Below are 22,278 nucleotides of genomic sequence, written 5' to 3'. Positions count from 1 at the left end.
ATCTATTCCCATTTCATTTTTTGTAACCTAATGGCGTTTAATATTGCCAATAACGCTACTCCTACATCTGCAAAGACCGCTTCCCACATAGATGCTAAACCTCCTGCCCCCAATGCCAATACTATTAATTTTACACCAAAAGCAAGTGCTATATTCTGCCAAACAATAGCTCGAGTAGACTTACCTATTTTTATTGCCGTTGCAATTTTTGAAGGTTGATCGGTTTGGATAATTATATCTGCAGTTTCAATAGCTACATCGCTACCTAACCCACCCATAGCAATACCAACATCACTACTAGCTAATACAGGAGCATCATTTATACCATCACCTATAAAAGCTACTTTTATATTTGGTTGCTTTTTTAAAATTTCAACCTCATTTAATTTATCTTCTGGTAGCATTGCCCCTTTTGCCCAGCTTAAATTTAATTCTTTAGCAACTTTTTGAGTTATCGAATCCTTATCTCCAGAAAGCATAATTACTTTATCGATACCTACATTATTGATTTTTCGAACAGCTGCGTGAGCGTCAGTTTTTAATTCATCTGCAATTACTACATAACCAGCAAACTTACCAGCAACAGCTATCATTATAACAGATTCTACAATCGCATTTGTTTCTGATGGTACTGGTATGTTATATAATGCTAACAAAGATTTATTACCAACTAACACCTCTTTTTCATTAACAATACCTTTTAATCCTTTGCCTGCAATTTCTGTAATTTCTGAAGATTTAAATGTATGTTCTGCTAACTTATATTCTAAAATAGCTTTTGCAATAGGATGTGTAGATTGTTCTTCTATTGCTATTAGATAAGACATCATTTCTTTTTCGATTATACCCGAAGTTTTAATTTCTTTTATTTTAAAAACTCCTTTTGTAACTGTTCCTGTTTTATCCATTACAACAACATTTACTTTTGTAATCGCATCTAAAACAGAAGCACCTTTAAACAATATTCCGTTTCTTGAAGCCGCTCCTAAACCACCGAAATACCCCAATGGAATAGATATAACTAATGCACAAGGGCACGAGACTACTAAAAATATGAGAGCTCGGTATAACCAATCATTAAAAACATAATCATCTATAAAGAAGAAAGGTAATAAGGTTAAACCAATAGCTAAAAAGACTACTATAGGTGTATAAATTCTTGCAAATTTTCTTATAAATAATTCCGTTTTTGACTTACGAGCAGTAGCATTTTGGACTAATTCTAAAATACGAGCAATAGAACTATTTTTAAATTCTTTTGTTGCTTCTATTTCTATAACTCCTTCTAAATTTATGCTTCCAGCAAAAACCTTTTCATTTTTTAAAATAGAATCTGGTTTACTTTCGCCTGTTATTGCAGCTGTATTTAAAACAGCCTTGTCTGATAACAGATTACCGTCTAATGGAATTTTTTCTCCAACACGTACTTTTATCTTCTCTCCTATTTTTACTATTTCAGGGTCGACTGTTATATATTCATTATTTCTAAAAACTAATGCCTCATTAGGTCTAACATCTAATAACGCTTTTATATTTCCTTTTGCTCGACTAACTGCTGCTGCTTGAAATAATTCACCTACCGCATAAAAAAGCATTACTGCGACACCTTCTGGATACTCTCCGATTACAAAGGCACCAACTGTTGCAATAGACATCAATAAAAATTCAGTAAAAACATCACCTCTTTTTATACTCTTCCACCCTTGTTTTAAGACAGGTAAACCAACAGGAATATATGCAATTACATACCAAATAATTCTTATCCATCCTTTTAAAAAAGGAAGAACATTAAAGTAATCAACAGCGATACCTATCATTAACATAATGAAACTTACTGTTGATGGAATATAGGTTTTAAAACTTATTATGCCAGTACCATGAGAATGACCATCATGATTATCCTCTGTACTACAACAACTAGCTTCATTTTTGTGGGTATTATCTTTATTCATAACTATAGACTTTATAAGCTACAACAAAGGTCTTTAATAATATATGCAATTGTAGTGCAATTACATACTACATTTATCGCAAACACCTTTTACAACAAGGTTTATGTCTTCTGCTAAAAAACCTTCTGGTAAATTTATCTGTGGAATTTTATGATTGGTTAAACACACTGTTTCATTGCATTTATTACAATGAAAATGTAAATGTAAGTCTTGTTCAATATCACAAGTACACCCTTCTTCACATAAAGCGTATTTACTTACACCTGTACCATCGTCAATTTGATGAACCACACCCTTTTCTTCAAACGTTTTTAAGGTACGATACAACGTTGTTCTTTCTGATTTTTCAAAAACATTTTCTACATCTGTTAGCGCTACAGCATTGGCTGTATTTGCCATGTATTTATAGATAAGAATACGCATCGCTGTAGGTCTAACATTTTTTTCTTCTAAAAACTTTTCTATTTTATCCATACTATTTAATGACTGTGTTCTGCATCTCCCTTTTTGGCTTCTGCCATTAGGTAATATCCATTATTAAAAGCATATTTTATATTAGGTGGCATAGCTGTTAAAAATACTACACTAACCCAATTATTGTCTTTGACTCCTATTTTAACTTCTATAGGTTTAAAACTCCAATCTTCACCCTCCATTTCTGCTTTAAAAGCATAAAATTTACCATCATCTTCTCCTATTGCACTTTCTGGCAATGCTAAAGTTTTAATCTCTGAAGTTGCAATTTTACCTTGAATATACATACCTGGTATTAAATTACCTTCTTTATTTTCAATTTCAGCATGTACATGTACCGCTTTAGGATTTTTCTTAAAAGTTTTACTTACCGAATAAATCTCAGCAGCAAACTTTTTATTTGGTGAAGATTGTATTATAAAACTCACTACCTGTCCTTTTTTTACTTTATCTACATCTTTTTCAAAAACCATTAAATCGGCATGTACATGATGCGTGTTTACCACTTCAAAAAGATTAGTTTGTGGCTCTACATACTGCCCTGTTTTTATACCTACTCGCTGTACGAAACCTTCAATCGGAGACTTTAAAGCTACCTTTTGATAAATTACTCCATTTCTAACACTCGCTGCATTAATATTAAACTGTTTCAACTGTGCCTCCAACCCTCTTTCCATACCTTTTGATGCTAAATATTCTGATTCTGATTTTTGAAAATTTAAACCAGACCCTACACCTGCCTCATATAATTTTTTTTGCCTTTCAAAATCTTTTTTCAAAAATTGACTGCGACTAAATGCGCTCAAATAATCGGTTTGCTTTTGAATAATATTTGGATGTGCTAAATATGCTACAACCTGGTTTTTTGATACTTTATCGCCTTCAATAACTTCTATTGAAACTATATTAGCACCAACCATTGAAGTTATAACAGCTTCATTTTGAGGCGGAACATCTAACTCTCCATTTGCCTCAATATAATTCTCAATAGTCCTTTCGCTAATAGTATCTATTTTCATTTGCATAACTTCAAATTGCCGTGCACTTAACATCGCTTCAACAACTTTTTGGTGCGATTTTTTTTCTACATGTTCTTTTTCAGAACTATTACTCTCATTATTACTATGGGCATTTTCTTTGCAGCTAAAAACAAGCAATGTTACTAAAAGAATAATAGCAATCTTATATGTCAATTTATTTTTCATTTTTTTCATTTTTAAAATATTGCAACTCAAATAAAGCCTGTAAATAATTATCTAATGCCGTTAATGCATCTATTTCAATTTGGATAGCATCTCGCATTATTTGGCTAAATGCTGTATAGTCAAGTGCTCCTTCAGTATAAGCAAACAAAGCACCTTTACGCTGTTCTTTTGCCAACGGTAGCACATTGTTTGTATAAAAAACCCATGAAGTTTGCCATTTCTTATACTCCATAAATATTTGTTTATATGCTGCTTTTATCTGATCTTGCTTGAATAAAACATCTGTTTCTATAATTTGCTTTTCTATTTTTAATGCTTTGACTTTACTACGCTCTAATCCCGAAAACAAAGGAATAGATAAACCTGCCTGATAGCTATAAAAACCATTTTGTCCATTTAACCTTTGTAACCCTCCTTGCAAATTTAGTTTTGGCAACATATCTGATTTAGCCATTTTATAATTTGCCTGAGCCTCATTTAATTGGCTATTGGTTAGAATAAAACTTGGATGCTTTTCTAGTTCTACATCTGTCATATTTATAAAAAATATACTTTCATCTAAATTACTAGCTACCGTATAAAAAGCATCTGAAACCAACCATAAATTAAAACGTTGCAGTGTAATATCATAATCGCTTTGTGCTTGTTGTTTTTTATTCAGAATTTGTAATGCTTGATTTTTTGCAGACGCATATTCTAGTTTAGAAATAGATTCTACTTCTAAATTTAAAGCTATTGCTCTTGAAAACTTACCGTAAATTGAATCCATTTCTTCAAAAAGGAGTAATTTTTGTTTTGCTTTAAAAACATCTGACCACGCTTTTTTAACTTCTTGTTCAACTTCTAGTTCTGAAAGTAAATAAGCTGTTTCTGCTAATTTTACACGCTGTTTTTGTAATTTATTTTTTGCAGATACTCCAAAAATATTTATGCTTTGCTGTCCAAAACCAATTGTTGTATAAACTCCTTGAGATTCGTTTATTTCTTCTCCTCCTGTGAAAATTTGAGTTTTTCCAAAATCATATGCTGATCCTTTTAATGCATTTTGCTTTTCGACTTCTAATTTTTGAGATTTTAATATCGGATAATTCTCTTTTGAAATCTTTATTGCATCTACTAAAGAAATTGGCAAAATAGAATCTTTAGGAATTTCTTGCGCATTCGCAAAAGGTATTATAACCAATAGTGCTATTAACAAAAAAACTACTTTACTCTTATTTCCTGCAAAGTTTGTTGTTATTGATTTATTTTCTATCCATTGATAAAAAATAGGTAAAATAAACAATGTTAATAATGTTGATGTAATCAAACCACCTATAACAACTGTCGCTAAAGGCCTTTGTACCTCTGCCCCTGCCGATGATGATATTGCCATGGGTAAAAATCCTAACACATCTGTAAATGCCGTTAATAAAATAGGCCTAATTCTTCTTTTGGTTCCTTCTACAATTCTGTCTCTTAAATTGATTACACCTTCTTCCTTCAACTCATTTAAACCACTAATCATCACCAAACCGTTAAGTACTGCTACTCCAAAAAGCACAATAAAACCAATACCTGCTGAAATACTAAAAGGCATATCACGCAACCAAAGAGCAAACACACCACCTATAGTTGCCATTGGTATTGCTAAATAAATCATTATCGTTTGCTTGAATGATTTTAATGCAAAATATATTAGGGTGAAAATTAAAAGTAATGCAATAGGTACAACCATTTTTAAACGATTAGTAGCACGTTCTAAATTCTCAAAAGCACCACCATAGCGAATAAAATAGCCTGAAGGCAATTCGAATTGAGCATCTAGTTTTTGCTTTATCTCCTCTACAACAGATTTTACATCTCTATCTCTAATATTAATACCTACATACGATCTACGGTTGGTATTATCTCTACTAATTTGCATTGGTCCAGGTTCGTAACTAATATCTGCTACTTCTCGTAATGGAATTTGAAAACCACTTGGCAGATTAATAAACAGGTTTTGAATATCACTTATACTCTTTCTGTTTTCTTCTTTTAATCGAACAACCAAATCAAAGCGTTTTTCTCCCTCAAAAATTACTCCCGAGTGCCCACCTGCAAATGCAGCTTGTACAGTATTATTTAAAGTATTTATATGTAAGCCATACTGTGCAAGCTTATTTCTGTTATAATGAATTGTAATTTGAGGCAAACCAGCTGTTGCTTCAACTTTTATATCGGCCACACCAGGTACTGTAGCTATTATTTGCCCCATTTCTTCCGATTTACGTGCCAAAACATCTAAATCTTCTCCGAATAACTTTATAGCTACATCTTCACGAACTCCCGTAAGTAACTCATTAAATCGCATTTCGATAGGCTGTGTAAACTCAAATCCAACACCAGGAACAACACTAATTGCTTCTTTTATTTTTTCAACTAATTCAGATTTAGAACTTGCAGAAACCCATTCTTTTTCAGGTTTTAATATTACAAATACATCTGCAATATCCATAGGCATAGGATCTGTAGGTACATCTGCTACACCTATACGACTGATTATACTCTCAACCTCAGGAAATTTAGATTTTACAATTCGCTCAATTTTAGTAGTTATATTAATACTTTCTGTAAGTGAGCTACCTGGTTTTAAAATATCATGAAAAGCAATAGTTCCCTCATCTAGTTGAGGAATAAATTCACCTCCCATTTTTGTAAAAGCAAATAAGGCTATTAAAAAAAGGACAACTGCAGAAACTATAATTGTTTTACCTTTAGTAAGAGACTTTATTAAAAGTGGTTTGTACTTCTCTTCTACCCAAAATACAAACTTATCACCATAACTATGCTTATGTACTTCATTTGGTTTAGGTGCTTTTAAAAACAAAGCCGAAATCATTGGTACGTAAGTTAAACACAAAATCATTGCCCCAATCATTGCAAAAATAAATGTAAGCGCCATTGGTTGGAACATTTTACCTTCGACACCTTCTAAAGCTAAAATGGGAAGAAAAACTATTAGAATAATTAACTGACCAAAAAAAGCTGCATTCATCATTTTTTTAGAAGCAAGACCTGATATTGCATCCATAGATGTGTTTTGCCCCTCATTCTTTTTAGCATAACTGTACATTAAAAAAACCGTACTTTCTACTATAATTACAGCGCCATCAACAATAATTCCGAAATCAATAGCACCTAAGCTCATTAAATTTGCCCAGACACCAAATATGTTCATCAATATAAATGCAAATAATAAAGACAATGGTATTGTAGATGCTACAATTAAACCTCCACGCCAGTTGCCCAAAAGAAGCATTAAAACAAAAACTACAATCAATCCCCCCTCTAATAAGTTTAAAGTAATTGTTCCTGTTGTTTTTTCAATTAACTCGCTTCTATCTAAAAAAGGTTTTATCTGCACTCCTTCAGGTAGCGATTTTTGAATTTCTGCTATTCTTTCTTTTACAGCTTCAATTACTTTATTTGAATTTGCTCCTTTCAGCATTAAAATCATACCCCCGACAGCTTCTCCTTTACCATCTTTAGTTAAAGCACCGTAGCGAACTGAACTACCTATTTTCACCTCTCCTACATCTTTAATTTTTATAGGAACGCCTCCCGCATTTTTAATTACTATATTTTCTATATCCGATACTGTTCTTGCAAGCCCTTCTCCTCTAATAAAATTTGCTTTGTGGTTTCGCTCTATATAAGCGCCGCCTACATTCTCATTATTATTTGAAAGTGCCGTAAATACTTCTGATATTGAAATTCCGATAGCTCTTAATTCGTTCGGATCCACAGTAACTTCGTACTGTTTTTTATTCCCTCCAAATGCATTAACTTCTACAACTCCCGACACCATTGCCATTTGCCTGCGAACAATCCAATCTTGCATTGTTCTTAATTCAGTAAGTGAATACTCCCCTTTAAAAGCTTCATCAACTTCTAAAGTATACTGATAAACTTCACCTAAACCTGTTGAAATTGGCCCCATTGAAGGTTCTCCAAACCCATCTGGTATTTGTTTTTGTATTTCTGGTAATTTTTCAGCTACTAATTGGCGAGGTAAATAAGTACCCACTTCATCATCAAAAACAATTGTAACTACTGAAAGTCCGAATCGAGAAACTGAACGAATTTCTGATACATTTGGTAAGTTGCTCATTGCAACCTCGATAGGGTATGTAACAAACTGCTCTATATCTTCAGTACCTAAGTTTGGAGACTGCGTAATTATTTGTACTTGGTTATTGGTAATATCTGGCACCGCATCAATAGGTACTTGACTTACACTCCACAAACCAACACCAATAAGTGCTAGTGTAAATAAGCCTATTATAAATTTATTATTGATTGAAAAATCAATGATTTTATTAATCATCTTATAAATATTAATTCAGTTAAACATTCTTGAGGCAAATTTTAAAATGCTCAAAAGAGAAAATCAACCATAATAAAAATGGTCAAAATCGGATATAATTATCCTATAAAAAACTGAATTAAGCCCGTGGAGGCTGAAGCAATGAAAGAAAAACATCTTTACCTAAACCACTAAAATGAGAAAATTTGTTTTCTAAAAATTTAGGTTGAAAAGGTTCGAAGTTTATTAAACCAAAATCTATTGTATTTGAATGACAACATTGACAATTACAAAAAGGAGAACACGTATCTCCAATTGTTGAATTATGGTCTTGTTCTGATATAGATTTTTGAACTTGTGCAATTTCTGAATCATAATCAATAGTAGTTGAGTCTGAACATGGAATTATGTTTAGACTAAGTATATATATTGAAAATATGACTGTAAAGATTTTCACACTGCAAATATAAAAAGTATTTAATGCAATTAGATTGCAAAATGTTTTTTTAGTTGTCTTGTACTTTACATTTCTACTTTTTCCTTTTTTAGTTAAAGTTACTTTTAGTTAATTCTAATTTTATATTGCTTTAATTATAAATCAACACCTATTGGTTTTTAAATTTATTGGTTAGACTTTAAAATTTTAAGAAAGTAAAAGGAATGATATATAACTAAAAAAGCCCCTTAAAAAGGGGCTTTTGTTAGGTGATGGCAGAAGGATTCGAACCTTCGACCGCCTGCTTAGAAGGCAGGTGCTCTATCCAGCTGAGCTATGCCACCATTCACAAACGAAAATTATCATTTCTTTCAGTTTGCGGGTGCAAATATACTGTTTTCAACAAATATTTTGCACTTTTATTAAAGTAAATTAACTATTCTTTCAAAAAAAAATATAAGCGTTTATAAATTAGATAGTTAAGAGTAACAAAATATCGCTTATTTTTTATTATTTAACTTAAAAATCTACACAAAAAGATAAGTAATTAAATGTTTTTGTCAAGTTTATTTTTTTCTAATTAACAATAAGCCTAAAATAGTAATGGATGCATTCACTGCTATATTAACAAAACCAAAGTCGAATTTATAAAATTTCAATAAATATGCACTTAATAAATATGTTATTATTGGAGCTGATAAACATACAAATGGAACTAACTTATCTTTTACATTAATTTTAGTAAACATGCCTAACATGTACAAGCCCAAAAGAGGACCATATGTGTAACCAGCAATCTTAAATACTAACGAAATTACATCGCCCTTACTATTTGAAAAAGCCATGATAATTATAAAAACTAAGACTGAAAAACCAAATAAAACTCTGTTTTTTAACTTTTTACGTTCCAATTCAGGTTTTTTCGAAATATCCAAAAAATCATATGTAAAAGATGTTGTCAAAGCGGTTAATGAAGAATCGACACTTGAAAAAGAGGCCGCTATAATACCTAATAAAAAGAAAACACCTGCAAGAGTTCCTAAATGATTTAGCGCTAAATCAGGAAATAAAGTATCTGTTTTCAATAATTTACCAGCATCATTAACTTCTAATTTTATTCCATTTTTCTCAGCATATATGTATAACAAAACTCCCAAGCCTAAAAACAAAAATTGAGTAAGAGCCAAAATTAAACTATAGGTAAGTGTGTTTTTTTGAGCATCCCATTGGTTTTTACAAGTCAATGTTTTTTGCATCATGTTTTGGTCTAACCCAATCATAGCTATAGCTACTAATACACCTGCAATAAATTGCTTGTAAAAATTATTGCCTGATTCTCCATCCCAATTAAATATATCAAAATAAGCGTGCTGACTAACTTCTTTAACCGATTCTGCTAATGTAATGTCTAATGATGTTGTTATAGAATAAATAGATATTGCGGCTCCTAAAATTAAAAAAGTCGTTTGTAAAGTATCTGTCCAAACTATTGTTTTTATTCCTGATTTATTAGTGTACAACCAAACCAAAATTAAAATTAGAATTACTGTAATATAAAATGGAATACCTAAATCATCAAATAAAGCAAGTTGCAAAATTTTAGATGCCAAGAGCAATCGTAATGCTGCACCGAATGATTGTGATACTAAAAAGAAAAGGGAACCTGTTTTATATGATTTAACCCCAAAACGGTCTTTTAAATACCCATAAATAGAAACTAATTTTAGTTTAAAATAAAGAGGTATTAACACAAATGTGATAAATATATAACCTACCACATTACCCAAAATAAATTGAAAAAAATAGAAATTGTTATTACCTACCATACCTGGTACAGAAACGAAAGTAACACCCGAAAGCCCCGCCCCTACCATACCAAAGGCTACTAAAAACCAAGGTGATTTTCTATCTCCTGTAAAGTATGATTCGTCACTTCTGTTTCTAGAAGTTAAGTACGATATCACCATTAAAATAATAAAATAAAAAGCTATTATACTAAATACATAAATTGATTTCAAATGATCTAATTTTAATTAAAGGTTTAAAGTAGTACTTTTTTAAAACTAAAAGAATTAATATATAAAGATACCTTTGAAAAAATTCATCTATTTTAAAATACCATTCGTCTATACTTAAATGTATTCTATCCAATTTGATTTATTTACTATTTAATAAAAAACAATATTTGCCGTATAAAAATAGAAAGTCATGAATGTATTATTTATTGAAGACGACACAATTGAAACAATGAAACTTCAGAGAACTGTTTCTAAACTTCAATTAAAACATAATATTATTGAAGCTAAAAATGGAGAACAAGCATTAGATATTCTAAAATCTAGTTCTAAACTACCTGATATTATTTTACTTGATTTGAACATGCCTCGTATGAATGGTATAGAATTTCTTAAAATACTTAAAGCTGATAGTAATTTTAAATATCTACCTACAATCATACTCACAACATCTGAAAACAGAGCTGATTTACTTGAATGTTATAAAGTCGGCATAGCAGGTTATGTTATAAAACCCTTAAAATATGAAGATTACGAGTATAAATTAAAAACTGTTTTTGAATACTGGGAAACAAATGAACTTGTAAAAGCTTAGAAAAAAAGCTATTTCACAACATTTTTTAAAAAAATAGCACATATTTTCCTACATTTATTATTGATTAATCTATCAATATATGAAAGGAGTTGTTTTTACAGAATTTTTGGAGATGGTAGAATCTAAATTTGGTCTCGAAATTGTAGATTCTATTATTGAAAATTCAGACTTGCCTTCTGAAGGGATATATACTTCAGTAGGGACCTATAATTTCAATGAAATGGTTAGCCTTATTACTAGTTTAAGTGATAAAGTAAAAATACCAGCAGGCGATTTAATATATGCATTTGGTTTATATTTATTTGACGGTCTAGGAGGATCTCATCCTGAAGTTATACAAAATTACACTACCCCTATAGCTCTCTTATATGCTATAGAAGATCATATACATGTTCATGTCAAAAAATTATACCCTGATGCTGAACTACCTAGCTTTAAAATTTTAGATAAAACAGATAATTCTATAAGCATGATATATTCTTCATCTAGAGGATTATATCGATTAGCCGAAGGTTTAATTGAAAAAACTTTCGAACACTTTAATGGTACTTCTACGATAACCTATGAGTTGTTAAAAGAAGACGGAACAGAAGTCAAATTTGATATTGTCCAAAATGGATAACAAAGAAGTTATTTTACTTAAAAAAGCACTCAATCGCCAAATAAAAGCTAGAAAACAAGCCGAAGGTATTTTAGAAAAAAAATCTAAAGAGCTTTACGACACAGCCAAGCATTTAAAAGAAGTAAATTCAAGATTAGAGAATATGCTTAGCGAAAAATCATCTGAATTAGATGGTGTTTTCACTAACATAATAGACCCTTATGTTGTTATAGATTTGTTTGGTAATGTTATGAAAATGAACAACTCTGCTAAAGAATTTTTAGGATTTGATAATTTGAAAGAGAATCAAAACTTAACAGAATTAGTTCACCAAGATTATTTAGAATACACCATACAGTCATTTAAAACACTTATTGAAGTAGGTACGTTAAAAAATTATAGAGCCAAAATTGTAATTAAAAATAAAGAAGAAAAATTTGTTGAAATAAATAGTTGCTTGATTTATGATAATAATAGAAAGCCTATTGGAGCTCAAGGAATTATACGTGATATTAGCCAAGAAACAGAAATAAAAGAATTGTTAGGTACTCAAAGAAAGCAATTAGATATTATTGTAGAAAATTCTCCTTTAAGTATTTTATTAGTAGATGATCAAAAAATTATAAAAGCAAATGGCGCATTCTTATTGCTTTTAGGCTATACTGACTTAGAGATAAAAAAACAAACTATAAATTCTATTGCTACAGCTGAAAACAAAGAGCTAGCCGACATACTATGTAAAAAATTACATAGTGGTGAAATAGAAACGTATTCTACAATAAAAAAATACTTAAAAAAAGATGGTTCATCCATTTTAGGAAAAACTTCCGTAAGTGCTGTAAAAAATCAAAGTGGAACGCTAGATTATCAAGTAATAGTAATTGAAGATATCACGAAAGAAATAGAAGCGAAAGAACAAGTTAAGGCTTCTGAAAATAGACTTTCATCATTAATAGCCAATTTACATACAGGTATTTTAGTTGAGAATGAAAACAGAAAAATAGAGCTTACCAATAAAATGTTTTGTAACATTTTTGATATTAAAATATCTCCTGAAAGATTAAAAGGTATAGACTGTTCAAAAGCAATGAATAATACCAAAAATTTATTTAAAAACCCTGATGTTGAACTACTTAAAATAGAAACAATTTTAAAAAATAAAAAACTTGTTTTAGCTGACGAACTATTGATGCAAGATGGTCGAATTTTAGAACGAGATTATATACCTATTTTTAGCGATGGGAATTATAACGGCCATTTATGGGCTTATACAGATATAACTCTTTCTAAAAATTATAAAAAAAATATAGAAGCTGAAAAAGAAAAATATAGAAGTATTATAGCTAACATGAACTTGGGACTTATTGAAATTGATGAAAATTTTAAAGTGCAGATGGTAAACAATAGTTTTTCTAAAATGAGTGGTTACTCAGAATATGAGTTACTAAATAATAATGCTATTGATGTAATATATAGTAAGGAAAAAGAAAAAATTAAAGAAAAAATGAGTAGCCGACTCGATGGGAAGTCTGACTCATACGAAATTGAAATTTGCCATAAAGATGGCAGTAAAAAACATTGGCTGATCAGTGGAGCCCCTAGATATGACCATACTGGTAAAATTATAGGTTCTTTAGGTATAAATTTGGATATTACAAATCAAAAAAGACTTGAAATTCAAAAAGAAAAATTAGTAACAGAATTAGAAAAAAGTAATTTAGGCTTACAAGAATACGCCCATATAGTATCACATGATTTAAAATCTCCTTTACGAAGTATTAGTGCCTTATGCACCTGGTTATATGAAGACTATATAAATGTATTAGATGATAATGGTAAAAATAACTTGTCTTTGATGCAAGAAAAAGTTGAAGCCATGGATAATTTGATTGATGGCATTTTAAAATATTCTACAATAAATAGCGATAATATAGAAAACGATAATGTTGATGTTAATGAAGTTATTAAAGAAATAACAGATATTATTTATATACCAGAACATGTTAAAGTTGTAGTCGTTAATAAATTACCTATCATTAATGCTGATCGCACTAAAATTCATCAACTAATACAGAATTTTTTAAGCAATGCAGTAGTTCATATAGAACGAAAAGAAGGTCTTGTGGAAATTGCTTGTAAAGATGTAAATACACACTGGCAATTTAGCGTTAAAGATAATGGAGTTGGTATACCAAAAGAATACCATGAAAAAATATTTAAAATTTTTGAATCTGTAGGTAATAAAGAAAGATCTACTGGGATTGGATTATCAATTGTTAAAAAAATTATAGACCTATATAACGGTAATGTTTGGCTAGAAAGTGAAATTGGTATCGGAACTACTTTTTACTTTACAATAGAAAAATAAAACTATGAAAACTATTCAATTATATAGAGATAAAGATAGAAAATGGTTATATATATCTGAAAAGCAAATATTAAACAAACCATTGGTTTTTGTTTTCGGAAATAGATATTTACTTGAAGAACCCAATATTTACAAAGACATAAATAAAATATTTCCAGATGGAGATATTATTTTAGGATCTACCGCTGGTGAAATTTTAGGTAATAACGTGTATGATGAAACAGTTTCTGTAACTGCTATTGAATTTGAAAAAAGCTCATTTATAATTCATTCTAAAAATGTAAAAAACTATGATGGTAATTTTCAAAAATTAGGAGAAGACCTCAGCAGTGAATTTCCGAAAAATTCATTAAAACACTTGTTTATAGTTTCAGAAGGAAGTACTGTTAATGGCAGTACATTAATTGACGGATTAGAAAAAAACTTAAGTAAAAATATTTTAATTTCAGGTGGCCTATGTGGAGATGATGCCCGTTTTGAAAAAACGCTCGCTTCTTATAATTCTTTACCTAAAGAAGGAGAAGTTGTTGCTATCGGCTTTTATGGTGAAGCATTAGAAATTACATGTGCTAATTATGGCGGTTGGACAACTTTTGGACCTGAGCGCACAATTACAAAATCAAAAGATAATATTTTGTATGAATTAGATGATAAGCCTGCACTAGATTTATATAAAAAATACTTGGGTGACAAGGCTAATGAATTACCTCAAGCGGCGTTATTATACCCCTTAAATTTAAGATTGAAAGGAAGTAATGAAACTCTTGTTCGTACGATTTTAAATATTGATGAAAACAATAATACTATGATTTTAGCTGGTGATGTACCAGAAGGATCAACAGTACAGCTCATGATGTCGTCTGTCGATGATATTGCTGAAGGAGCTTCGAAAGCTGCTTTTTATGCTATGAAAAATAGAACTAAAAAACCTGAACTATCATTACTTGTAAGTTGTGTTGGAAGAAAATTAGTTATGGACCAAAGAACAGAAGATGAAATAGAGGAAGTTATAGAGGTTATAGGCAAGCAATCTGTAACAGCAGGTTTTTATTCATATGGTGAATTATCTCCTTTTGCTGGTCAAAATGATTGTAAATTGCATAATCAAACAATGACATTAACACTTATTAGCGAATAATGCACTCATTACTAAAAAGACAAATTCGAAAATATCTTCCTGAGGACTTTAAAGATTCTCAAGACTTAGCTGTTTTTTTAGATGCCATAGAAAAATCGTACTCAAATTACGATGAAAAAGTAATAATGGTTCAAAGGGCAATGAATATAAGTTCCGAAGAACTTTTTGAAGCCAATAAATATTTAACTGCTGAAACAGAAAATCAGAAAAAAACTTTAAATACTCTTGAAAAAGCTATCGAACTATTAAATAACACTAGTTCAGAAGGAGATCAAAATAAAAAATTTGAAATAAAATCTAATCTAGATCCATTAGAATTAGTATCTAAAATAGAAAATCAAGCAAACGATATTGTTCGAATGACATCTGAAAAAAATAAGATGTTAAAAGATTTAGAAAGGCAAAATGCTGCTTTAAATGATTATGCTCATATGGTATCGCATGATTTAAAATCACCTATAAGAAATGTAAATGCCCTTTTAAACTGGATAATTGAAGACGAAAATAAAAATTTATCTGAAACAAGTGTAAAAAATTGTGAGCTAATTTCTGAAAATATCGAAAAAATGGACGCCTTAATTGACGGTATACTAAAGCATGCTGTTTTAGATTCTCTTGACGAAAAAGTCATAGAATTAGATTTAAATGTTTTAATAGAAGACATCAAAAAAATAGTCTATTACCCAGAAACTATTTCTATTGAAGTAAATGGTAAATTGCCTATAATAATTTCTGAGAAATATAAAATAGAACAACTATTTACTAATTTAATTACAAATGCAATTACAGCTACAGAACATATTGATAAAGGTCGTATAGTAATTGAAAGCTTTGATAAAGGAGATTTTTGGGAATTTTCGGTAAATGATAATGGTAAAGGTATTGCTGAAAGACATCAAAAAAGCATTTTTGATATGTTTAAAAAATTAGAAAATAATTCTAGAGCAACTGGAATAGGATTAGCCTTAGTTAAAAAAGTAGTTAATATTTATCAAGGAAATATTTGGTTAAAATCTGAAGAAAATAAAGGAACTACATTCTATTTCACTTTAAAAAAACAACCATGATACAAGAGCCTAATTTAAACTACATAAACGAACTAGCTGGTGATGATGCCGAATTTAAACAAAAATTTATTGCAGTTTTAAAGGAAGAAATTCCTATTGAAAAACAAGAATATTTAAATTTTATAGAAAATAACAGCTTTAAAGATTCAGCCGAATGTGTTCATAAATTAAAACATAAGTTAAATATTCTTGGCCTAACTAATGATTATAAATTTGCGGTTATATATGAGGAAGAATTAAAAAAGCACAATTCATCAAAAAAAGATGAATTTTTAATTACTTTAGAAAAAATAGAATCGTTTATAAAAAACATATAACCATATGAATTGTATTATAGTTGATGACGAAGCAACAGCTAGAGTTATAGTTGAGCAGCTTTGTTCTAAACATGGAAACATAGATGTTGTAGAATCATTTTCAAATGCTATTGATGCAATAAAGTTTTTAAACCAGCAAACTGTTGATGTTGTTTTCTTAGACATTCACATGCCTGGGTTTTCTGGAATTGATTTTATACAAACGCTAAAAAACCCTCCTAAAATTGTTTTGACAACATCAAATACAGAGTTTGCAATTGAAGCATACGAATATGAAGCTATAGTAGATTATTTGGTCAAACCGATTAGGCAGGAACGTTTTGATAAGTCTATCATTAAAGTTGAAAATACATTTAAAAAAATCGCAGCTGATTCTTCTAAATCTGCAATTACATCTTCAAATTCAGAGGAAGATTTATATATTAATATAGATCGTCGATTAATTAAATTAAAGTTTCACGAAATTTTATTAATTGAAGCTAAAGGAGATTATATTGATATTAAAACAATCAATAAAACATACCACGTACACAACACATTAAAAAAAATAAAAGAAAAATTACCTGAAGATATTTTTTTACAAATTCACAGATCATTCATTATTAACTTTACAAAAATTATCGATATTGAAGATAACAGTGTTTTAATTGAAAAAAATGTAATTCCTATTAGTAGGTCTAATAGGCCTGAATTAATGAGAAGGCTAAATTTACTTTAAATTTATTTCTTTAAATTTTTATAATATAATGGTTCTTTTAAGAAGAGCCATTTTATTTTTAAACCTATCTCTGTAAACTCAAAACCGGCTGCTGTAGCTGAAGCAATATTACTATACTTACCATATAAATTCCCACTCCATCTTTTTGAAAACTGATGATTTACACCTGCCTCTGCTCTAAAAATTACTGTTTTTAGATCTTCTTCTACTTTTTGCAAACCCGTTGCAGCACTTAACATGTAACTTGTTTTTTCAGTAAAGTTACCTCTTAAATCACTAAAAAATTCAAAAGCTTGATATTTTGAAGGACTAAAATATATAGTTGGTAGCTGGTCTTTAAATGTTATGTACTGGTAATTTATACCAATTTTAAATGCAGGCTTTTTAAATATATTATAATATAGAGATGTAAATAATAAATTACGCACATTATCATCTGTTTGCTGCGTGTGTATTAACTGGGTGTACCAGCCAAGTTTAAAATTAGTACCTAGGTTGTAATTGAGTCCAAAATGGTTCATTACAATTTCTCTTTCTATTAAATCCGCATTAAAACTTTGCACTTCGCGTTGATAGCCTAAATCTAAATTTTGCAATTTAAATGGTTGAGTTTGTAGTTTAATATCAAAAACAGGTTGGGTATAGCTTATTGTTGTTGAGGTTGAATTATTAATACCAAATATTGCTTTTAAATTTGTTTTAGGTATTATTTTATAAGCCACTGCAGCTAATAGTACATGTGCTGTTGCTTTATTAAGTGTAACTGTATTTTCTGTTTTTCGATATTGATAAGATAATGATGTTACTAGTTTTGTTGTTATTGGTACATCAATACTTGTTTTAGATGAAAAAGCAACGTTATTACCATTATCAAAAGTATATGCTAAATGCTCTTCAACAGTAGGTGTAAATTTTATATTTAGTTTATCAATAAAACTTAAAGCATCTTTTTGTTGATCGTAAATTTCTAAGGTTTTAAATGCTGCTTCATAAGCAGGAATAATCTTATCTGAAGCAAATAGTGCATTTGCTTTTCCTAAATTTCCATCAAAAGAAGTTGTGTCTCTATCTAGAATTTGGTTATAGTTTAATAAACTTGTTTTAAAATCTCCGGTATACATACCTTTTGTCGCCTTCAGTGCATTTATCCAATTCCTATTTGGGTACTTATTTTCTGCAATTAAAATTTCGCTCTTTGCATTGCCATATTTATTATTCCAAATTAATGCTTGAATATATCTTTCATAAGTTTTCTCTTCAAGTTCAGAGTCATTAATAGTTTTAATTTTAAGCATAGCATTTTCTGCTACTTCCAATGCTTCTCTATCATTTTCATCTAAATGTTCTGCTAAAGAAATACCGTTTAATGAGGTAACAGAATCTTTTGAAGTGGTTGCATACCTTTTATAAATACTCTTAGCAATGGGTATATTTTTTGTAATTAAATAAATGTTAGCTAAATTTAATAGTACGTCTTTATCTTCTTCAAAATCTTCAAAAATTTCAGTTAATAAGGAAATAGCTTTATCATATTCTTGCTTATTTACATAACTATTAGCATAACCTAGTTTAATAAATTTTCTAGAAACTTTAGCACTAGAATTTTTTGGTTGAATACTTATAGCATTATTTACAACTTGTAAAGCTTGTGGGTACTCTTGTAAATTTGATAATGTATTAGCGTATCCTAAAACAGCACCAAAATTGGTAGGATTTTCTTCTACCAAACTCTTATATAATGGTTTAGCTTCTTTAAACTTTTTATCCCAAAGAAAAGATTCATTATAGTTAATCTGTATTTCAAAATCACCAGGATATTCCTTTAATAAATTTGAAAATATCTTATTTGCTTTACTTGGTTCACCACTAAGGCCTACTGCCCTTCCATAACAAAGTTTTGCTGTTTTATTATTTGAATCCATTTTTAGATAATTTTCAAAAAATATTTCTGCTTTTTGAAAATCTCCTTTTTCTAAAAGTTTAAACCCTTTTGTTATATCCTCTTGTGCATTTACTAATACTGTTATCAATAAAAATAAAGTTGTTATTTTTTTTCTCATAAATCAGTAGGTATTTTACTACAAAAATAATAACGTTATATTTTGTGTTTTATTAAGCACGTTACTTAAATGTTTATTATTTTAAATATATTTTTTTAATCTCATTCTCGAATACAACTAAATGTTGTTCATCGACAACAAGCTGGTACTAAACATATCTGACAAATTTAAGGCTGGCATACTATAGATATTTGATCATAAATTATATTATTTATATAAATAAATAAGAATATTCTTACAATAATGTAAGGTATTTGCGTTATATAGATAACTAATCGATAAATGAATTGATCTTTATTAGAATGTAAATAAAGTCAACAAAAAAATATGATTGCCAATAAACTAATTTTAAAAAAAATTGCTCCAGAGCACATTTTTATGGGTAGTGTACTACTTGTGAATGGAGGTAATTATATTTACAACCTATTATTAGGTAGAATATTGGGGCCTGAAGCTTTCGCTGAAGCTGCATTATTAATTACTTTATTATTAGTATTATCTTTTGTAGGAATGACTTTTCAATTGGCTACCGCTAAATTTGCTGTACTTTTTGAAGGAGATCAGTGGCAAATATTTAAAAATAGCACTTACAAATGGGCCACTATTACAGGAGTTATTTTTGGTTCGCTTATTATTATTTTTTCTAAATCTTTACAAAGCATATTTCATACTCAAAACCATTGGATGTTTATCATATTTGGATTTGGAGTGCCATTATATTTTTTCATGAGTGTTAATAGAGGTAGTTATCAAGGCAAACAAAATTACACTAACCTATCTATTACGTATCAAACTGAAATGTGGTCTCGATTACTATTAACATTAATCTTATTGTATCTACTACCATATGTTTCTTCTACTCTAGTTGCTATAGGTATTGCTCTATCATTTATTTTCGGTTTGATACCTTCTAAAATGAAAGAAATCTCATTTAAAAGAAATTCAAAATTAATACCTGAAAATTTCAGTAAAGTAAAAACTTTTTTTATAATCACTGCTTGCTATGAACTAACACAAATTATTATAAATAATAGCGATATATTATTGGTTAAACATTATTTTAATCCTTTAGATGCAGGACTTTATGCCTCATTAGCCCTAATAGGTCGTGTAGTTTATTTTGTTGCTTGGATGTTTGTAATGTTATTATTACCAACAGTTGTTCAAAAAAATAAAGATGGCGAACCTACAGCTCCGATTCTATTTAAATATATTTCATATATAGGCCTATTATCTGCATTTATTGTAACGGTATGTTATTTTTTTCCTGAGTTAATTATATCGTTAATGTTCGGAGATGCATATATATCTATTGCAGGGTTATTATGGAAGTATGCTTTAGCTACCTCATTATTTGCTATCGCTAATATTTTTGCCTATTATTTTTTATCACTAGACCATTACATTCCTGTAATTCTATCAGGATTATTGGGAATGTCTCAAATTGGATTAATAGTTTTTTTTCATGATAATTTAGAAACTGTAGTTGTCATGCAAATTATTGCCATGTCTATATTATTATTTGTTCAACTATTTTATTTTTTAATAAAAAAATCAAAATTATAATGTTCATTCAACTATACAAACTAAATATTTAACTACAGTAAACATCTGTCAGACCAAAAAATAAATCAACGTTTTTAAATACATCAGATATTTGTTACAAAATACGTCGATACAAAACTTAACCTATGAAACTAGCAATTGTAACAGCATACCCACCAAGTAAAGTAACTTTAACAGAGTATGGCTACTATTTAGTTAAACATTTTAGAATGCAAAAGCAAGTGACTGAACTTATTTTAGTATGTGATAAAACTGAAGGTGAAAAAGATTTATCTTTTGAAAAAAACGGTTGTAAAATAACAGTTAAAGAGTGTTGGAGTTTTAATAGTTATAAAAATATTTTTAGTGTAAACAAAGTATTATCTGAAACAAAACCAGATGCAGTATTATTTAACCTTCAATTTCTAAAGTTTGGAGACAAGAAAATACCTGCAGCATTAGGTTTATTATTACCTGCTATTTGCAAATTAAAAGGTATTCCAACCATATCATTATTACATAATATATTAGAACAAGTAGATTTAGAAAATGCAGGTTTTACTGAAAATAAAATATTAAAAAAAATATATAATTTTATAGGTACTACGTTAACTCGTTTTGTTCTTGCCTCCGATTTTGTAGCAGTAACTATAAGTAAATATGTTGCAATTTTAGAAGCTAAATATAATGCAAATAATATTGTATTAATACCACACGGAGCTTTTGAAACACCTCCAACGCCTACATATGATTTACCTAAAGGACCTAAGCAGGTAATGGCTTTCGGAAAATTTGGAACATATAAAAAAGTTGAAATATTAATAGAAGCAGTTGAAATAATACGTAATAGAACTAAAGAAAATATTAAAATTGTAATTGCTGGCACTGATAGTCCTAACACTCCAGGGTATTTAGATAATGTTAAAAAAAAATATAGTTATGTTGACCAAATACGCTTTACAGGTTATGTTGCTGAAGAAGATGTAGAAAAGATTTTTAAGGATAGTGCTGTAGTAGTATTCCCTTATACATCAACAACAGGAAGTTCTGGCGTATTACATCAAGCAGGTAGTTACGGTAATGCTGTTGCACTGCCAGATTTGGGTGACTTAAGTATTCTTATTAAAGAAGAAGGTTATAAGGGAGAGTTTTTTGATGCTGAAAATGCAGATTCTTTAGCTAACGCCGTTCAAAATATTATTACAGATGACGCATATAGACGCAGTTTAGGACATATCAATTATACTGCCGCTTGTTCTTTACCAATGTCAAAAATTACTGAAATGTACTTAAGTCATTTCAATACAATTATAGAAAAAAAATCGACAAGCATAGTTTTACAAGAAGAAAATGCTTAAAAATATTAAAATTTTGGTTAGTGGTTATGTGTAGTAAGGGGGGAATAATACTTGGTGTTTACCCCCCTTTATTAAAAAAAATTAAGTGACAATATTCAA

General features: G+C 29.5%; 16 protein-coding genes and 1 tRNA gene. 9 read left to right on the top strand and 8 right to left on the bottom strand.

The window, feature by feature from the left end; translation table 11 throughout:
- Positions 1 to 2: 2 nt before the first annotated feature.
- The 7 genes from H0I23_RS03725 to H0I23_RS03695 form a co-directional block, all read right to left on the bottom strand.
- Positions 3 to 1,952: a heavy metal translocating P-type ATPase gene (locus tag H0I23_RS03725; RefSeq protein WP_216785121.1), complete on the bottom strand. Its 1,950-nt coding sequence runs from the start codon at positions 1,950 to 1,952 to the stop codon at positions 3 to 5.
- 60 nt (positions 1,953 to 2,012) lie between these two features.
- Positions 2,013 to 2,426 (bottom strand): Fur family transcriptional regulator, encoded by a 414-nt coding sequence (locus H0I23_RS03720; RefSeq protein WP_216785120.1) that lies wholly within the window; start codon positions 2,424 to 2,426, stop codon positions 2,013 to 2,015.
- Positions 2,427 to 2,431: 5 nt separating this feature from the next.
- A complete protein-coding gene (locus tag H0I23_RS03715; protein WP_216785119.1) occupies positions 2,432 to 3,631 on the bottom strand; it encodes an efflux RND transporter periplasmic adaptor subunit in 1,200 nt (399 codons plus the stop codon).
- On the bottom strand, positions 3,621 to 7,982 hold the full coding sequence (locus H0I23_RS03710) for a CusA/CzcA family heavy metal efflux RND transporter (RefSeq protein WP_216785118.1): 4,362 nt from the start codon (positions 7,980 to 7,982) through the stop codon (positions 3,621 to 3,623). Before H0I23_RS03710 ends, H0I23_RS03715 begins: the two co-directional genes overlap by 11 nt.
- A gap of 118 nt (positions 7,983 to 8,100) precedes the next feature.
- The gene (locus tag H0I23_RS03705; protein WP_216785117.1) at positions 8,101 to 8,418 is read right to left on the bottom strand and encodes a DUF6660 family protein; all 318 of its coding nucleotides are present in this window, start codon (positions 8,416 to 8,418) and stop codon (positions 8,101 to 8,103) included.
- A gap of 249 nt (positions 8,419 to 8,667) precedes the next feature.
- Positions 8,668 to 8,741: transfer RNA gene (locus H0I23_RS03700), tRNA-Arg, on the bottom strand.
- 222 nt (positions 8,742 to 8,963) lie between these two features.
- Positions 8,964 to 10,415: a sodium:solute symporter gene (locus tag H0I23_RS03695; RefSeq protein ID WP_371736658.1), complete on the bottom strand. Its 1,452-nt coding sequence runs from the start codon at positions 10,413 to 10,415 to the stop codon at positions 8,964 to 8,966.
- Between the two features lie 190 nt (positions 10,416 to 10,605).
- Between H0I23_RS03695 and H0I23_RS03690 the strand changes: the two genes are divergently transcribed.
- The 7 genes from H0I23_RS03690 (at position 10,606) to H0I23_RS03660 (ending at position 17,216) form a co-directional block, all read left to right on the top strand.
- The gene (locus H0I23_RS03690; RefSeq protein ID WP_216785116.1) at positions 10,606 to 11,007 is read left to right on the top strand and encodes a response regulator; all 402 of its coding nucleotides are present in this window, start codon (positions 10,606 to 10,608) and stop codon (positions 11,005 to 11,007) included.
- A 79-nt stretch (positions 11,008 to 11,086) separates the two neighbouring features.
- Positions 11,087 to 11,629 (top strand): heme NO-binding domain-containing protein, encoded by a 543-nt coding sequence (locus tag H0I23_RS03685; protein WP_216785115.1) that lies wholly within the window; start codon positions 11,087 to 11,089, stop codon positions 11,627 to 11,629.
- A complete protein-coding gene (locus H0I23_RS03680; RefSeq protein ID WP_216785114.1) occupies positions 11,622 to 13,976 on the top strand; it encodes a PAS domain S-box protein in 2,355 nt (784 codons plus the stop codon). The genes H0I23_RS03685 and H0I23_RS03680 overlap by 8 nt, the downstream gene beginning before the upstream one ends.
- Positions 13,977 to 13,980: 4 nt before the next feature.
- Positions 13,981 to 15,114, top strand: a complete 1,134-nt coding sequence (locus H0I23_RS03675) for an FIST signal transduction protein (protein WP_216785113.1) — start codon at positions 13,981 to 13,983, stop codon at positions 15,112 to 15,114.
- Positions 15,114 to 16,181, top strand: a complete 1,068-nt coding sequence (locus H0I23_RS03670; RefSeq protein ID WP_216785112.1) for an ATP-binding protein — start codon at positions 15,114 to 15,116, stop codon at positions 16,179 to 16,181. Before H0I23_RS03675 ends, H0I23_RS03670 begins: the two co-directional genes overlap by 1 nt.
- The gene (locus H0I23_RS03665) at positions 16,178 to 16,498 is read left to right on the top strand and encodes an Hpt domain-containing protein (RefSeq protein WP_216785111.1); all 321 of its coding nucleotides are present in this window, start codon (positions 16,178 to 16,180) and stop codon (positions 16,496 to 16,498) included. The genes H0I23_RS03670 and H0I23_RS03665 overlap by 4 nt, the downstream gene beginning before the upstream one ends.
- Positions 16,499 to 16,502: 4 nt before the next feature.
- A complete protein-coding gene (locus H0I23_RS03660; RefSeq protein ID WP_216785110.1) occupies positions 16,503 to 17,216 on the top strand; it encodes a LytTR family DNA-binding domain-containing protein in 714 nt (237 codons plus the stop codon).
- Between the two features lie 2 nt (positions 17,217 to 17,218).
- Here the strand turns inward: H0I23_RS03660 and H0I23_RS03655 are convergent, their stop codons facing one another.
- Positions 17,219 to 19,276, bottom strand: a complete 2,058-nt coding sequence (locus H0I23_RS03655) for a tetratricopeptide repeat protein (protein ID WP_216785109.1) — start codon at positions 19,274 to 19,276, stop codon at positions 17,219 to 17,221.
- 327 nt (positions 19,277 to 19,603) lie between these two features.
- Between H0I23_RS03655 and H0I23_RS03650 the strand changes: the two genes are divergently transcribed.
- Together H0I23_RS03650 and H0I23_RS03645 are read left to right on the top strand one after the other, a co-directional pair.
- Positions 19,604 to 20,842 (top strand): sugar isomerase, encoded by a 1,239-nt coding sequence (locus H0I23_RS03650; protein ID WP_216785108.1) that lies wholly within the window; start codon positions 19,604 to 19,606, stop codon positions 20,840 to 20,842.
- A gap of 125 nt (positions 20,843 to 20,967) precedes the next feature.
- Positions 20,968 to 22,179 carry a glycosyltransferase gene (locus H0I23_RS03645; RefSeq protein WP_216785107.1) on the top strand — a complete coding sequence of 404 codons (1,212 nt, stop codon included), beginning with the start codon at positions 20,968 to 20,970 and terminating at the stop codon, positions 22,177 to 22,179.
- Positions 22,180 to 22,278 lie beyond the last annotated feature (99 nt).

Origin of the sequence: Cellulophaga sp. HaHaR_3_176, from assembly GCF_019021925.1 — a bacterium.
Taxonomy (GTDB): Bacteria; Bacteroidota; Bacteroidia; order Flavobacteriales; family Flavobacteriaceae; genus Cellulophaga.
The sequence above is the reverse complement of the archived record's forward strand: the minus strand, read 5'-3'. Positions and strand labels throughout refer to the sequence as shown.